This is a genomic window from Nostoc sp. T09 (genome assembly GCF_002154695.1).
Classification (GTDB): domain Bacteria; phylum Cyanobacteriota; class Cyanobacteriia; order Cyanobacteriales; family Nostocaceae; genus Aulosira.
Genome location: NZ_MTAV01000044.1, coordinates 94,724 through 111,305 on the forward strand (window position 1 = coordinate 94,724; position 16,582 = coordinate 111,305).

Genomic DNA, 16,582 nt, shown 5'->3' on the forward strand with positions numbered 1-16,582 from the left:
TAAGTAAAGCAGTGTAAATAATTAAAAGTTTCTAGTGAGGGCTTTAGCGAATCTGACTAAAGTTCTTACTACATTAGCCAATCTCAATATTTTTTATCCTATATCTCTCTAAACTTTCATCCCAAATTAACCGAAAACGGTTTTCTTTTAACCATTCCTTAACTACTGCGGGATTTTCAAGCGGACTGAAACCAGCAGGTAATGGTAGAAGTCTACTCAAAACCCCAGCAAGATGATTTGCTGGTACTCTTCCAGCTGGAATGTTATCTAAAATATCTTCAGCAACATCCAAGTTTCCAAATGTAAAAAGTCCGATACTAATTATAAATAAACCATTTCTTTTATCCTTTAAAACTAACTCTAGTGCACCTTCATTAAGTAGGTTTAATAGCCTAATTTTTGCATTTTCATATTCACATTCAAGATATTTACGGAAGGCTGTATCACTGTCAGAATCGGGGCTAGCTTGATATTTTTGGAATTCTGAAAGAATTGATTTCCGAAAGCGTCTTGCTGGGGAAGTATTTTCTGCCATTTTTACTTAATCTCCAGTTGTTAGGATAGATTATGTAAGTAAATACATCACTTTACACTTCCTTCGAGTTCTGATTAACGCTTAGGCGTAGCCTCGCCAAACTTAATTATCAGGGCGATCGCAACACTAACTAGCAAAATTAATGTCATACTCAAAGCTGAACCAAACCCCCAATTTTGGGTAGCACCAAGAAACTGGTTATATACTAATCTTGCAGCTGTCATACTAGAGGCACCACCTAGTAATTCTGGATTCACAAAATCTCCTAATCCTGTAATGAATACCAGCATAGAACCGGCAGTAAGCCCTGGCAAGATTTGCGGTACTGTCACTTTCCAAAAAGTCTGTCTAGGATTTGCTCCTAAATCTGCTGCTGCTTCTAGTAAGCGTATATCTAACTTTTCTAGAGAGGCATATAAAATTAAAACCATGTAGGGAAGTAAGCTATAGCTCATAGCAATTAAGACAGAAGGTGTCCTATTCAGTAATTCTAAAGGATGGAAATGTAAACTTTTTAATAAAGTATTTAATAAACCACTAGGACGCAGAATGGTAATCCAAGCATAGGAGCGCAGTAAAGAAGAAGTCCACAAAGGTAAAATAAAGCTTAATAACAATAAATTTCGCCAGCGTTTTGGTGCTATTTGAGCAATCCAATAAGCAACAGGAAAACCAAGAATTAAACAAATGATTGTGGTACTGCTTGCCAAACCAAGTGAACGCAGAATTACTTGAACATAAAGTGGATCAAATATCCGCATATAGTTTTGTAATCCACTAGGATTGACTAAATCCCCTGGTCGGATATCTGGCACTAAACTCAACTCGAAAATTATTAATGTGGGTAATACCAGTAACAGTAATAACCAAATACCAGAGGGTGCCAGTAATACTAAGGGTTGGAACCAATTTGAATTTGAATACTGCCATTTCTGGACTTTTGCAATATAAGTTCGTGAAGAGATTTGAGTTTCAGAATGTTGATTAGACATAATTTTATTTAGATATTTAAACTTTAAAATATTTTAATTTTTTAACTGCTAGTTAATTGAGTCCAATAGCGTTCATAAATCTCATCAAATTTTCCTAAAGGACGAATACGTTCACATTTTTCTATAATTGACTCTGGAGGAAATAAACTGATATTTTGCTGGAAGTTGATTGGCAATTGCTCGAAGCCGGAGAGATTAGGAGTTGCAATATTAAGACGTAGGCTAATTTGGGCAGCTACTTCTGGCTGTAAAATAAAGTTAATCCAAGCATAGGCTCCATCTGTATTTGGGGCTGTTTTAGGAATTACGAGCGTATCAGTCCATAATGAAGAACCACTACGAGGAATTACATACTTCAATTTAGGGTTTTCTCTGCTGACTCGGATTGCATCTGCCGAATAACACATTGCCAATAATAAATCTCCAGCCAGAATTTGATTTTGCCAAGCTTCGGTGTCAAAGGCAGTGATTCCGGGTTTAAGTTCTTTCAATTTTTCATAAGCTTGTTTAATTTGAGTTTCGTCCTGTGAATTGTAGGAGTAACCTAGCATCCGCAACACTGCACCCATAACCTCACGGACATCATTCAGCAAAGTCATCCGTTTTTTAAGTTTCTCTTGATTTTGCCAAAGATAATCCCAATCTTCTGGTGCATCTTTGAGGATTTCGGAATTATAAACTATACCTGTTGTGCCCCAATTAAAGGGAATACTGTAGCGGTTTTTGATGTCATAAGTTGGATTTTGAAAACGTGGAAATAAATTCTCTAATCCGATTAAGCGCTCATGATTTATTTCTATGAGTAAATCTTTCTCTACCATCTTTTGCACCATATAGTCAGATGGGTAGATAATGCTGTAATTACTACCGCCTCCAGCTTGCAATTTAGCTAGCATGACATCATTGGAGTCATATACATCTGCTAGGACTTTCATCCCAGTTTGAGTACTAAAAGTTTTTAGTAATTGATTGTCTGTATATTGCGTCCAGGTATAGATATACAGTTGATCGCGTTGACCAGAAATTTTATTAGCATTAGCTCTTACATCAGCCAACCTCCAACCACACCCAGCTAATGACAAGCTAGAAAGTGCTGTTATTCCTTGTAAAAATTTTCGTCTGTTAGTCATTTGTCATTTGTCGTTAGTCATTAGTCATTTGTGATTTGTCATTTGGTAGATTACCAATTGAGTTGAGATATGAGTTTAATTTTGGTGCTAGTTCATTAATGATTATTAGTATTGAATTTATCTGTTCAGTAGTTAAAAGATTACGAGTGTAAGCTCGTCTTAGCCAATGTTGAGTTTCATTTAATGAGCCTCGCGCTATCTTGACAAAACGTTTATTTTCTTGATAACTACCTCTGCCAAAGCCTTCTGCTATATTTGCTCCTATGCTATCTGCGGAACGTACAATCTGTTTACCAATTGTATCCTTGGCAAAGAAATGCCATCCGTCAACTATTTTCCAAATGTCATCTGCTAATTGTTCTGATAATTGATAAACTTGTAACTCCTGGAAACGCTTAGTCGACATTTATTAGTTGCTAATAGTTTATATATTTTCCAGCAATTATGATTGATATTTATTTTTTGTCATTAGCTAAACACAAATGACAAATGACAAATGACCAATGACAAAAGCCTATTGACTAATAGCCAAACAATCACTTTCTGTCCACCAAGCATAGATGGGTGTATCAGCATCTGGTAAGCTACCAAAGGTGTTAGGCTGCAAAACATTAATGCTGATGCCGTTGATTAATTCCACAACATAATTGACGTGAGTCCCTAAATACATGATGTTGACAAGCCTTCCTTCAAAACAGTTACTTGGCAAACTAGGCGGATAAAGCGAAAGTTGAATTTTTTCTGGGCGGACGCTGACTACTACTGGTTGCGATAGATCAGCAGGTGTTTCTTCATAACGAGTGACAACAATTGTCAGTCCGGTTTTTGTCTCAATTTGGACTGTAGAGGCTTCTACCGCCACAATTTCACCGCTAAATAAATTAGTATCACCAATAAAATCAGCAACGAAGGAAGTACGAGGAAATTCGTAAATTTGGCTGGGAGTACCAACTTGCTCAATTTTGCCTTGATTGATCACAGCAATGCGATCGCTTAAGGATAGCGCCTCTTCTTGGTCGTGAGTCACCATGATAAAGGTCAATCCCAATTCTTTATGTAAATTTAATAACTCGACCTGCATTTCCTTACGCAGCTTTAAATCTAATGCTCCCAATGGTTCATCGAGTAAAACGACGGATGGTCGATTGACTAAAGCTCTGGCTAAGGCTACCCGTTGCTGTTGTCCACCAGAAAGTTGATTGGGAAAGCGCGATCGCAAACTTTCCATTTTCACCAGCTTTAAAGCTTCTTTGACTTTGCGATCGATTTCTGGTTTGCGAATTTTTTTCAACCGTAGTCCAAAGGCAATGTTATCCCAGACATTCAGGTGATTAAACAATGCGTAACTTTGAAATACTGTATTGACAGGTCGGCGATAAGGCGGGACATTGGTCATAGACTGACCCTGAATCAATACCTTACCAGCATCAGCTTGTTCAAACCCAGCAATTAAACGTAATATAGTTGTCTTGCCACAACCAGAAGGACCCAGGATACTAAAGAATTCTCCTTGTCTAACGTCCAAGTCTACTCCATTGACTGCTGGTTCTTGGTTAAAAAACTTGAACACGTTACGCAGCTCAACATCAAGCGGCTGCAAAGCCATCATCTCCCCCTGATTCTGCGTTACAGTTTGAGCCATAATCCTCAGTAAAATGCCATGAGCTTACGTGATTGTGCACATTCAGGTAGTCTATTAAGCAGCCTACCTATGGCACTTTGGTTCATTGTATCCGTCAAAAACAATTGATCGGGAAGATATTCTCGCAATTATTTAACGATTCATACTGAGTAGTGGTCTATGGGATCGTGTATACAAGTAATACTAAAATTTCCACATCTTTAATCTTGTTTTATGGCTTTATTACCATCGGCTCTACCAGGTAGCAAAAAAGACACACGTACAGTTGGTCGTGGTTTTCAGTCAATATTTTTAATCGGATTTACATTATTGATGACGGCTGGTATTGATGCTCGTCTAGCTTATTTACAAATTGTGGAAGGGCCAAAACTGCGGCAAAGAGCAGAGTCCAACCGCATTCGCATGATTGCTAAACAACCAGAACGAGGCAATATTTTCGACCGCAATGGCAAACTTTTAGCCAGTACTCGCTATCCTCATTCTGTATATTTGTGGCCGATGGCTCATACTAAGCCTTCATGGTCGGTTGTCGCACCGCGTTTGGAGAAAATTCTCAACATTACGCAAGATGAGATGGAAAAGAAACTAAAACAGGCAGGTGCTAATTCTTCTTCACTCATCAGGATTGCTCGGGATCTGAGCGAGGCACAAATTACTGCATTGAAAGAGTATGCTAACGAACTTCCTGAAGTCGAAATTAATACAGAAGCTGTTCGCTACTACCCTCACGGCGCAGCATTAGCTCATGTACTAGGCTATACCAGGGAATTAACTGCGGAACAGTTAAAAGACAGAAAGGTGGAAGGCTACAGGCTGGGAGATGTAATTGGTCAAATGGGCGTAGAAAAAGCCTATGAGAAAGCACTCAGAGGCGAATGGGGTGGTCAGCAGGTAGAAGTAGATGGTGCTGGTCGTCCTATCCGGGTTTTGGGAGAAAAGCAAGCCAAAGCTGGTAACGATTTGCACTTGACTATAGATTTAAATTTGCAAAAAGCAGCAGACCAAGCTTTAGGGAAATATCAAGGTGCGGTTGTGGCAATTGACCCGAATAATGGTGCGGTCTTAGCAATGGCCTCTCACCCGACATTTGACCCGAATATTTTCTCTAAACAAAAACTCTCTCAGAAAGATTGGGAAACAGTACAAGGTAAAGATCATCCCTTAGTCAATCGCTCTCTGAGTGCCTTTCCACCGGCTAGTACATTCAAAATTATTACCGCGTCAGCTGGTTTAGAAACAGGTAAATTTTCGCCAGACAGCGTATTACAAACCTTCGGCTCGCTAACCGTGGGTGGAGTAACTTTTGGTGAATGGAATCACGCTGGATTCGGTCCTTTGGGATTTCCAAGAGCACTCGCCATGAGTAGTGATACCTTCTTTTATCAAGTTGGTAGAAAAGTTGGGGGACCGGATCTGATTGCATGGAGCCGCAAATATGGGTTTGGTCAAAAAACTGGGATTGAGTTTGCCAACGAAGAATCAAAAGGTCTAGTTCCCGATGAGAATTGGAAGCAGAAAACCTGGAAAATTCCTTGGACTGTAGGTGACACTATTAATATGTCAATTGGTCAAGGTGCTTTGCAGGTGACACCTCTGCAATCAGCAATTATGTTTTCTGTACCTGCTAATGGTGGATATCGAGTGAAGCCCCATTTGCTCAAAGACCATGAAGAAGCAAAAAGCTGGCGAGTCTCATTAAATATGAAGCCGACAACCATCAACGTTCTCCGGGACGGATTGCGGAAGGTGGTAAGTGAGGGTACAGGGAAACGCTTGGATGTGCCAACGATTGCCCCAGCATCAGGAAAAAGTGGTACTGCTGAAGCCGGTGTTGGTCGTCCAAATCACACTTGGTTTGGTGCTTATGCACCCAGCGATAAGCCAGAAATTGTTGTGGTGGGGTTTGGTGAAAACTCTGGCGATCATGGTGGTACTGTTTGTGGACCGATGGCTTTACAAGTGCTAGAAGCTTATTTTCAGCATAAGTATCCAGGCAAGTATCAAAAACCTGAGTCTGAAGGTAAGAATCAGAATGGTGGAGGTAGCACTGGAGATTAATATATCAATGGTCAATGGTCATTAGTTTAGCAATTCTAGGCTTTTGACTTTGGACTTTTGACCCTTGACTATGGACTATAAAGGCTGAAGTGCATAAGTCGTCGTTCATCCTTTATACTTTTGCCAGTGAAATAGTATTTAATGCTGGGTAAAAGCTCAGCATCAATGTATACACATTAATATTAATTTTGCAGTAATTATTCGTCCTATGGCCTTATTGCAACCAACTCCACTTGGGAAACAAAAAAATACACGTACAGTTGGCAGAAGCTTTCAGCCTATATTTCTGATTATATTTACTCTATTGATGACAAGTGCCATAGGTGCGCGTTTGGCATACCTACAAATTGTTGAAGGTTCAATTCACCGCAAGCGAGCCGAGTCCAACCGCATTAGAATGATCCCCAAACAGCCAGAAAGGGGTAATATTTTTGACCGCAATGGCAAACTTTTAGCTAGTACTCGCTATCCTCGTTCTGTATATTTGTGGCCAATGGCTCATACCAAACCTGCATGGCCAGTTGTGGGTGCGCGTCTCTCCAAAATTCTCGAAATTCCGCAAGCAGACATTGAAAAAAAACTTGAAGAAGCAGGTAGGAATTCTTCATCGCTGATTAGGATTGCGCGTGACCTAGATGAAGCCGAGATTACAGCATTAAAGGAGTATCATAACGAACTAACTGATGTAGAAATCCATCTGGATGCTGTGCGTTATTATCCTCACGGAAAGCAACTGGCTCATGTACTGGGTTATACTCGTGAGCTGACTGCTGAACAGTTAAAAGACAAGAAGCAAGATGGCTATCGTTTGGGAGATGTAATCGGTCAGATGGGGGTGGAAAAGGCCTATGAGAAAACACTCAGAGGCGAGTGGGGGGGTCAACAGGTAGAAGTTGATGGTGCTGGACGACCACTGCGGGTTTTGGGAGAAAAACAGGCAAAAGCTGGTAACGATTTGCACTTGACCATAGATTTGGATATGCAACGAACAGCGGAAAAAGCTTTGGGCGATCGCAATGGTGCGATCGTGGCAATTGATCCCAAGAATGGTGCTGTCTTAGCAATGGTGTCTCACCCCACCTTCGATCCCAATATTTTCTCCAAGCAGAAACTTTCGCAAAAAGATTGGGAAACGGTGCAAGGAGCAGAACATCCCTTGGTCAATCGCGCGCTCAGCGCCTTTCCACCTGCCAGTACCTTTAAAATTGTCACCACAACAGCTGGTTTGGAATCGGGTAAATTTTCTCCTAACACAGTGCTACAAACCTACGGTTCCTTAAATATTGGCGGCACTACTTTTGGTGAATGGAACCATGCAGGTTTTGGACCTTTGGGTTTTGTTGGGGCATTACAGTGGAGTAGTGATACCTTCTTCTATCAAATTGGTAGGGGAGTTGGTGGCCCCACTTTAATTGAGTGGACTCGTAAGTATGGATTTGGGCAAAAAACTGGTTTTGAGTTTGCTTCCGAAGAAACAAAAGGTTTAGTTCCCGATCAGACATGGAAGCAGAAAGTGTGGAAGATGCCTTGGACTGTAGGCGACAGTATTAACATGTCAATAGGTCAAGGTGCTTTACAAACCACTCCCCTACAAGTCGCGATCATGTTTGCTGTGCCTGCTAATGGGGGTTATCGAGTCCAGCCGCATTTACTCAAAGATCATGAAGAGGCAAAAAATTGGCGTTCATCGTTAGATATGCAGCCGACAACCATTAAGGTTCTCCGGGAAGGGCTGCGGAAGGTGGTAGCAGAAGGTACAGGTAAAGCTTTGAATCAACCAACAGTTCCCCCTGTAGCTGGTAAGAGTGGCACAGCCGAAGCCTGGAAACGTGGTGTGAAACAAAATCACGCTTGGTTTGGTGCTTATGCCCCAGCCGATAAGCCAGAGTTATTGATAGTAGCTTTTGCTGAACATTCCGGTGGTGGTGGTGGTAGCATTGCTGCCCCAATAATTTTAGAAATAATGGAGGAATATTTCCAACGGAAATATCCAGGTAAGTATCAGAAATCAGCAAAACCAAAAACTTAAGACTTATAGTGGTTTTTAACTCAATCACAGAGAAATTGTGCATAGCCAAAGCTGTACCACAATATAAAGATGTATGATGATGGTCTGAGTTTGTAACAGATTGATAACAGTGCAGTCAGGAATGGATTATCGCGATGCAGGGGTTGATGTTGAGGCTGGTCGAGCCTTTGTAGATCAAATTCGCAATTTGGTTCACAGCACCTTTAGGCCGGAAGTCATTGGTGGACTGGGTGGTTTTGGTGGTTGCTTCCAACTTCCAGGCGGTTTTCGGGAACCAGTATTAGTTTCCGGGACAGATGGCGTAGGTACAAAGCTAAAAATCGCTCAAATTCTTAACCGCCATGATACCGTGGGCATTGATTTGGTGGCGATGTGTGTCAATGATGTGCTGACATCTGGGGCAGAACCGCTGTTTTTTTTAGATTATTTGGCAACAGGTAAGCTGGAGAAAGAGCAACTAACTGAGGTTGTTGCAGGTATAGCCTCTGGGTGTAAGCAGGCTGGTTGTGCTTTGCTAGGTGGAGAAACAGCAGAAATGCCTGGTTTCTACCAAGTGGGTGAGTATGACTTGGCTGGTTTTTCTGTGGGAATTGTCGAAAAAAGCCAGATGCTAGATGGTTCCCAAGTACAGATAGGAGATGTAGCGATCGCTCTTGCAAGTGCTGGGATACACAGTAATGGCTTGAGTTTAGTGCGGAAGATTGTGAGTGAACGCGGATTCGCTTGGAGTGAACGCCCAGAATTATTAGGTGGCGAAACTATCGGCAAAACTTTCCTCCAACCGACGCGAATTTACGTCAAACCCGTGCTAGCTGCACGTCAAGCAGGGTTAGAAATTCACGCTATGGCCCACATCACAGGTGGTGGTTTGCCAGAAAATTTGCCCAGATGCTTAGGAACAGATCAAGCAATTCAAGTTGACCCCAATAGTTGGGCAATCCCCCCTGTATTTCAATGGTTGGCTGAAGCTGGAGGAGTAAGTGCCCAAGCAATGTACAACACCTTCAATATGGGTATTGGCTTTGTGCTGCTGGTTCCACCCACTCACGTAGAACAGGCAATTACCTACTTTCAATCACAAGATATTCCAGCTTTTGCGATCGGTGAAGTAATTACTGGTTCTAATTCATTAGTGGGATTGCTTACATAAATGAATAAATTAATACAGTAAAATAAACGGTATTAAAGATTTGTATTGAGGAGCGCTCTACTAAGCCTGATGATAGTAGGTATATGCGATGAAGATTGCCATTATCTGCAATGAGATTTTGGCAGTATTTGTTACCTATTCTGATTATTCCCATCGAAAATACTCATGGCCGTCAGCGTTGAGATTTGCTAACGTAGTCTTAACATATTGAAAAATTTGCGGTCAAATTCGAGAAAATACCTACCAGCACTAGCTTACAGTGTTGGTGGTTTCTTATCTGTAAATGTGTGGCGTGTTGGAATGTTTAGAACAACGTATTTTTATCTCAGAGGGGGTTATGGTTGTAAACTTTGCTCGGACTTGTGCTTCGACGGAAATTTTAAAGCAAGTATTTCAGAATATTGATGCCCAAAGTTGCCCAAGGTTATTTAACTTTCATATGCACACTGTCCACTCTGATGGCAGATTGCAACCACAAGCCTTAATAGAACAAGCGATCGCCATTGGGCTACAAGGGCTGGCAATCACCGACCATCATACTATTGGTGGCTATCAAGCGGCAAAAGCTTGGTTAGAAGACTGGAGGTGGAATAATCCTGGTGCAACTATTCCCCATCTATGGAGTGGTGTGGAAATTAATGCCAACCTTTTGGATATTGAAGTTCATATTTTGGCTTACTCTTTCCAGCCAGAACACACTAGCATGAAACCCTATTTGCAAAGAAAAGCTACTACAGGCACAGAATATCAAGCAAATAAGGTGATTGCTGCTATTCATGAAGCAGGGGGACTAGCTGTACTCGCTCATCCAGCGCGTTACAAGCGATCGCATTTAGATTTGATTCCCGCTGCTGCTGAAAAGGGAATTGATGGCGTTGAAACTTTCTACGCTTACAACAACCCCAACCCTTGGAAACCAAGTTCTTCGGAATCACAACAAGTGCAACAGTTGGCTGGTGAATACGGTCTTTTCAATACCTGTGGCACAGATACCCACGGTTTAAGCCTACTCCAACGTTTGTAATGATGCAGGCATATTTTCTTAATACTCCTGGTTCTTCCAGCCAGGGGGTTAATATTATTTTGGATTTTAGATTAAAAGTCTTTACGTAAAGCTTTTCCAGTAAATTTTAACAATACTATCTGATACAAATTGATCTCGCTATAGCAATCCTAAAATTATTTATAAAAATATCTACTGTCTATTCTTCACGATTGCTGAAATTGAGATAGTAACCAAGCAATAACTTGACTTTGATTCATTTGACGAGTACGACGAAAATATTCCTTTAAAAGAGAATTTTCTAATCCTGGTAATACCTGCGATTGAGTAATTTTTCGACTACCACTGTTAGCAACAGCAAAAGCAATTGATTGTGAGATTTGTCAAGCTCTTGATTTGGCAGCAACACCACCCCAGCAACGACAACACAATCAAACGTCAAAGCCCCGTTGGGCAAGGTTTTCAACGTAGACGAGGTTTATTTGGCACTTTCTATCTTCTAATATCGTCAATATATTTAAATCTGGATCTAGCCTTCATTTTAATCAACTCTACCTGCTCAGTTTGTTGAAATTAGCAGAATAAATATAGATAAATAAATTATGCTACTCAAAAATCTTTTACTGGGAGCCGCCTTAACAGGCGTAACTTTTGCTGCTCATCCCAATTTAGTACAGGCTCAAGTTTGCCCCCAAAATGGCGTAGTTCCTGCTGCTATAAAACCCAGAATTATTCGTCAAGAACGATTTGGCTATCGCTTTAATATTCCCAATAACTACAGAACTTTGACAGTCCGTAACAATGGAATTCTCGTGTTTGATCCTAACAGTTTTACACTGGCACAATGTTTAATCAAAAACAAAGCACCTACAGAATATCCTAAGAGTATCTCTATTTATACAACATCGATTAATTCTAAAAATCGTAGTTTAACTGAGATTGTTAAGCAAAACGACCCCACAGCCGAGAAGTTTACTAATACTAAAGTTGCTAATCAAGCTGCTATTAGTTACATTTCTAATACTTTAGGGGTAGAGAAAAAGGTTGCGTTCTTTAGTCGCGATCGCAAATATATCATTACTGTGTCGGCTCCTTTTAATTTTAACCAGGGGCGTCCCACAACCATTTTTAATCAAGGGGTATTTGAGCGGGTTCTCTCAAGCTTTACTTTTATAAATTGAAATCTAGACGCAGGCTACTCCGCATCCAATACGGTTCGGTTAAGGCAAAAACTAGATAAACTGAGAGTTATTACCCAAATGTACTGAGCTTGAATGTAACTTAAAGAATTCTCACTGATAGTTGAATCAGGTATGTTACTCAAAGCTTTAGAAACAGCTATCCCTCATAGGCAATCTCTCAAGCGATGCCTAAGGCGGACTACGCCTACGCAGATACACATAGTAATGAAGAACGGAAACGAGCTTTACCTTCGCATAAGTGTGATCTGTCTGGTGATTGCAATGAGCTTGTGGTCAAAAGCTTCAATCAAGATAGACCTGAAAAATTGTGGTGCGATCGCTATTTTACTCAATCACAGGCGATCGCTAGTCCTGGCAAAACTGAGTGATTCCTACATTGCTGCTTTATAAGCAATAGCATTCTGTGTTACATACCAACTCTATGAAATACTTTTAAAGTAAAGTGTATATTTTGTTTTGAAGGCAGAGTAAATACATAGACAGCAATTTCTAACCCTAACCTCAAGTACTTGTAAAATATCGAAAGTGTGGTTTTCCTGCTCTAACTCAGGTATTAATACTTAAATATAAATTAAGTAATAAATTACTCCCATTGCATGAAGAAATAAATCCAGAATGTGAGACAATAAAATTGTAGAAGTTAAGTATGCTACCAATCAAACCTTACATTTGCGTAGACTAACTAAAGTCATTTGCCAAAAGCTTAGAAGTAGTTAACTAGGTCTACCACTGTTCCAATGATTGATTAGCTTCTGGATAATCATGGGAGGAAAAAATTATGAGACAGGCATTGTTGACCGCAGTAGCTTTAATCAGCACCCTATCTCTAGCTGCTCCAATTCCCACTCAAGCATCTCAAAACCAAGCCCAAGTAAAGCGCCTTCTAGAAACCGGAGTATGTTCTGGATGTGATTTAAGAGGTGTAAATCTTAGCGGTGCTCACTTAATTGGTGCGGATTTAAGAAATGCCAATCTAAGAGGTGCTAATTTAAGAGGCGCTAATTTAGAAGGTGCTGATTTAGAAGGCGCTAATCTGGAGGCTGCTAATCTAACAAAAGCCTTCGCTAGTGGTACTACCTTCAATAACGCTAACCTAACTAATGCCAACTTAACCGAAGCTCATCTACATAACGCTCAAGTAGATGGTGCTGTCATGATTGGCACTAATATCACAGGCGCTGATGGATTTGATATCAATCTTGGTATTGGCGGTGGCGAATGATAGCCAAAAGTTAGAAATTAGAAGTTTACTGGAAAAAACTCTAATTTCTAACTCATAACTTTAAGTTTTACTCTCCGGTAATAGAGAGTTCATTAACCCAGATTCGGGGGCAAACTCCTCCTGGTGTTAACTCAACTTCTTTTTCTACACAAATAATCGACTTAAGAAGTTCCAAGAAATCGCCAGCAACAGTGGCTGACTCAATACTTGTCTTCACACCTTTGTTGATTAGCCAACCATCAAAGGGTAGAGAGAAAGAACCCTGTAAAGATTTAACTCCTGCATGGAGAGCTTGTAAATCATCAATTAAAATCACATTTTCCGCAGTTTCCAAGCTTAATTCTTGCTCTGGAGCTGCGGCTCTAAATACATGAAAAAAGTTAGGGCTAACGCTAACTTTTGCGCCAATACTGGCATTACCTGTCGGCTGGGCATTCATTCTTTTAGCAGTACCCGCGCTGTGCAGAAAGCCTGTTAAAATGCCCTTTTCAATTAGAGAAACTTGACGTGTAGGAGTTCCTTCACCATCAAAACTTTCTGCACCTACGTTAGCTGGATGTAGTGCATCATCAACTACCGAAAGTAGAGGGGAAGCAATCTGCTTACCTAAATCATCAGGAGTAGATAAGCTTTGATTGTCCAAAATACTTTGGGCATTGTACAAGTTAGAAAAAGCACCCAACAAACTTAAGAAAGCTTCTGGAGAGAAAACAACTAAATATTTACCAGACTTGACTTTTTCATAGTTCAGGTGACTGATAGTTTTCTCAGCACTTTCTTGAATACAACCATCAATGTCTAAATTATCTACACCACGGTTGATTCTAAAAGCACCCGCACTGCGCGGTTTTTTCCCTTCTTCTTCTGTTTTGCTATAAAGATATACCGATGCTAAAGAGTGAGATTCAGTTCTGGTCGCGCCCTCACTATTGAGATAGAATCGGTCAATATCTCTTTGCGCCAAGCCGTTATAAGGAACTCCTTTAATTGCTGGGTGCGCTGACAATAATTCTTTTTCAGCTACCACTAATTTTTCTATTAGTTCAGCAACAGGTGCTTGGGGTGCTTTATCGTGAGGTGTATTGGCGATAGGAACAGTAGCCTCTGGGCTAAAATCAGGGACATTTTCTTTAACACCAAAGAAACTAGCTTCGTAAGCTGTTTTTAAAGCTAATTCCAATCCCTTAGGATCTACATCTGTCGTGCTGGTGACACCCATTGTATTGTCTTCATTCCAGACACGAACAGTAACACCAGAGCGATTAGAGGCTTTAACTTGTTTTGGCTCACCTTGATCTACTTGTACGCTAGTTTCATCTACAGTTGAGCCATAAATGTCAAATTTTTTGATGCCAAGTTTTTCAGCATTTTCCTTGGCATAATTTGCAATCTCATTGATAGTTGGCATAGTCAATAGTCAATTTTAGATTTTGGATTTCTAACCGCCGATAAACGCAGATGAACGCAGATAGATAATATTTTTATCTGTGTTTATCTGTGTTCATCTGTGGTTCTAATAAATGGGAATTACTGCTATCTCATGCAAGACTACCTAAACATTCTTTAACGAACCGCATAGACGCGGAGCGGCTTCCCGCAGGGTAGGACGCAAAAAGCACTAAGGAAGAAATAAAAAAGTAATCTTGTAGCGATAAAGTAGTAAATATTAGCGTCCGCCTACAGTAATAGAATCAACCTTAATATGAGGTTGTCCGACTGTAGTGTAGATACTGCCACTAACAGAACCACAAAAACCAGGTGCAAGTTCTAAATCTTGAGAACACATGGAAATTTTATTCATAATTTCCTTAGCTTCACCAATTAGAATCGCTCCTTTTAAAGGTTTGGTGATTTTGCCATTTTCAATCAAATAAGCTTCATCAACACCAAAGTTAAATTGACCTGTAGCACCTACGCTACCACCACCCATTTTTTTACAGTAAATGCCTTTATCAATTGAGGCAAATAAATCATCAACATTGTATTCGCCAGTAGCGATATAAGTATTACGCATCCGACTAGCAGCGGCAAAGGTATAATTTTGGCGGCGTCCGCTTCCAGTTCTGGGGTGTCCAGTACGCCAAGAGCCAGTTCTGTCTGCTAAGAAGTTCTTGAGAACGCCCTTTTCAATTAATAGAGTTCTTTGAGCAGGCATACCTTCGTCATCCATGTCAATTGTTCCGAAGGCATTTTCGGCTCGCCCTTCATCCCAAGCTGTGAGGCTTTCGTGGGCAATTTTCTCACCTTTTTTATCAGCAAAGGGAGAAGTATTACGTTCAATTTGAGTAGTTTCTAATAAGTGTCCGCAAGCTTCATGGAAGATTACTCCGCCAAAGTGATTGGCCATAATAATCGGGTAAGTGCCTGATTCTACATAATCTGCGTAGAGCATCTTACCAGCCGATTCGGATATTTGCTCGGCAGCTTGTTGGTAATCCCAAGTTCTCAGGAAGTTGGCATCACTGGTATTACCAGCACGTTCACCAATGGAGGCGCGATTGGCTCCATCTGCACAGAGAAGGTTAAATCCTACTGATTGAGTGAGGCGAATGTCACGGGCAAAAGTACCATCACTGGCTGCAACTAATACTTCTTGCCAATCGCGGAAATAAGTAGCGCGGCGGGATTGCACATGGCTAGCTTTTCTCTGCAATTGGGCAGTACCATCAAGTAGAACTTCTCCCATTTCTCGGATAGAGCTACACAGAGGTAACCAGCCATCTTTACCTCTTTTTGTGGCGTAGTCTCTGAGTAACTCTAGGTTGATTTCTGGGATAAAAGCATTGGGTGCGGGTAATTGCAATCCTAAGATAGAAAGACCTTTTTCTAAGGCTGCTTTTAAACCGGAAAACGAAAGATTATTGGTGCTGACGTAGCAATCAGCTTTGCCACGAAATACTCGAACTCCCGCACCTGTAGCGAGACTTGGTGAAATACTGGTAATAGAGTCATCTTCAGCAAGGCAACTAATATAATTGCGACGCTCTAGATAAAATTCGATGAAGTCAGCACCAGCGGCGCGTCCTAATCCCAAAAGGGTAGCCAAAGGGGCTTCCCAAGTGTCATCGAATCGTTCCGATGTAGAAGAGTATTGTAAATTAGGGAGTTGGTTCGAGAGAAGTAGCGTACTTGTAAGCATGGATAGCCTCGTCTGCTGGCGTATTCAGAGATTTGACCGAAAATTCCTAGTGTGTTTAGTCTAACAAATCAGTGAAAGCCGCAGTCGGCAGTTAGGCTGTAGAGGTTTCCTCACCTGGGAAACCCAATCTGACCCAAACTTTTGCCTACAACTAAGGTGAAAGGGAGAAAGTAAGATATTTTAATGTTTAGTAAATTATTTGACCAGCGTTGAGGTAACATAAGCGTTTCTGTTAATATCTGGCGCTTCCTACAAGTAGCTATTAGTCTCTCTAATTCTCTAGTCTATAATTTGTACTTATATTTTTTAGCATCTATAGTGTACTGTCTTATTGTTTTTTTAAGGAGAATCTAGTGGTAACACATAGCCAAATTCTTCATCAAATAGATATTAAAAAGCTTAAAAATGTAGTTAACGTATCTATTAACCCAAGTTGCGGGTTATCGAATGATGTGTGCTTGTCACCCCTCAACAATTTAT

The 16,582-nt window shown here is 40.7% G+C and carries 14 protein-coding genes; 7 read left to right on the plus strand and 7 right to left on the minus strand.

All coding sequences use genetic code 11. The features are described from left to right. Positions 1-73: 73 nt before the first annotated feature. The 5 genes from BV372_RS11325 to BV372_RS11345 form a co-directional block, all read right to left on the minus strand. Complete coding sequence (locus BV372_RS11325) at positions 74-535, minus strand: hypothetical protein (RefSeq protein ID WP_086686597.1); 462 nt, start codon at positions 533-535, stop codon at positions 74-76. 74 nt (positions 536-609) lie between these two features. Continuing rightward, positions 610-1,527, minus strand: coding sequence for an ABC transporter permease (locus BV372_RS11330; protein ID WP_086686598.1), 918 nt, complete (start codon positions 1,525-1,527; stop codon positions 610-612). A 41-nt stretch (positions 1,528-1,568) separates the two neighbouring features. After that, positions 1,569-2,657: a PotD/PotF family extracellular solute-binding protein gene (locus BV372_RS11335; RefSeq protein ID WP_086686599.1), complete on the minus strand. Its 1,089-nt coding sequence runs from the start codon at positions 2,655-2,657 to the stop codon at positions 1,569-1,571. Between the two features lie 13 nt (positions 2,658-2,670). Then, the gene (locus BV372_RS11340; RefSeq protein WP_086686600.1) at positions 2,671-3,063 is read right to left on the minus strand and encodes a four helix bundle protein; all 393 of its coding nucleotides are present in this window, start codon (positions 3,061-3,063) and stop codon (positions 2,671-2,673) included. Between the two features lie 108 nt (positions 3,064-3,171). After that, on the minus strand, positions 3,172-4,299 hold the full coding sequence (locus tag BV372_RS11345; protein ID WP_086686601.1) for an ABC transporter ATP-binding protein: 1,128 nt from the start codon (positions 4,297-4,299) through the stop codon (positions 3,172-3,174). A 213-nt stretch (positions 4,300-4,512) separates the two neighbouring features. Here BV372_RS11345 and mrdA (BV372_RS11350) point away from each other — a divergent pair, with 213 nt between their 5' ends. The 7 genes from mrdA (BV372_RS11350) (at position 4,513) to BV372_RS11380 (ending at position 12,963) form a co-directional block, all read left to right on the plus strand. After that, entirely contained in the window at positions 4,513-6,357 is a 1,845-nt protein-coding gene (mrdA, locus tag BV372_RS11350) for a penicillin-binding protein 2 (RefSeq protein WP_086686602.1), read from the plus strand. Between the two features lie 208 nt (positions 6,358-6,565). Continuing rightward, positions 6,566-8,386, plus strand: a complete 1,821-nt coding sequence (mrdA, locus tag BV372_RS11355; RefSeq protein WP_086686603.1) for a penicillin-binding protein 2 — start codon at positions 6,566-6,568, stop codon at positions 8,384-8,386. A gap of 121 nt (positions 8,387-8,507) precedes the next feature. Further along, on the plus strand, positions 8,508-9,536 hold the full coding sequence (gene purM / locus BV372_RS11360) for a phosphoribosylformylglycinamidine cyclo-ligase (RefSeq protein ID WP_086686604.1): 1,029 nt from the start codon (positions 8,508-8,510) through the stop codon (positions 9,534-9,536). Positions 9,537-9,873: 337 nt separating this feature from the next. After that, complete coding sequence (locus BV372_RS11365) at positions 9,874-10,560, plus strand: PHP domain-containing protein (RefSeq protein ID WP_086686605.1); 687 nt, start codon at positions 9,874-9,876, stop codon at positions 10,558-10,560. A 581-nt stretch (positions 10,561-11,141) separates the two neighbouring features. Beyond that, complete coding sequence (locus BV372_RS11370) at positions 11,142-11,720, plus strand: hypothetical protein (protein WP_086686606.1); 579 nt, start codon at positions 11,142-11,144, stop codon at positions 11,718-11,720. Positions 11,721-11,905: 185 nt separating this feature from the next. Next, complete coding sequence (locus tag BV372_RS37540; RefSeq protein ID WP_086686607.1) at positions 11,906-12,109, plus strand: hypothetical protein; 204 nt, start codon at positions 11,906-11,908, stop codon at positions 12,107-12,109. A gap of 410 nt (positions 12,110-12,519) precedes the next feature. After that, positions 12,520-12,963: a pentapeptide repeat-containing protein gene (locus tag BV372_RS11380; RefSeq protein WP_086686608.1), complete on the plus strand. Its 444-nt coding sequence runs from the start codon at positions 12,520-12,522 to the stop codon at positions 12,961-12,963. Positions 12,964-13,030: 67 nt separating this feature from the next. Here BV372_RS11380 and BV372_RS11385 read toward each other — a convergent pair whose 3' ends face one another. Next, positions 13,031-14,371, minus strand: coding sequence for a TldD/PmbA family protein (locus tag BV372_RS11385; protein ID WP_086686609.1), 1,341 nt, complete (start codon positions 14,369-14,371; stop codon positions 13,031-13,033). 258 nt (positions 14,372-14,629) lie between these two features. Beyond that, complete coding sequence (locus BV372_RS11390) at positions 14,630-16,102, minus strand: TldD/PmbA family protein (RefSeq protein WP_086686610.1); 1,473 nt, start codon at positions 16,100-16,102, stop codon at positions 14,630-14,632. Positions 16,103-16,582 lie beyond the last annotated feature (480 nt).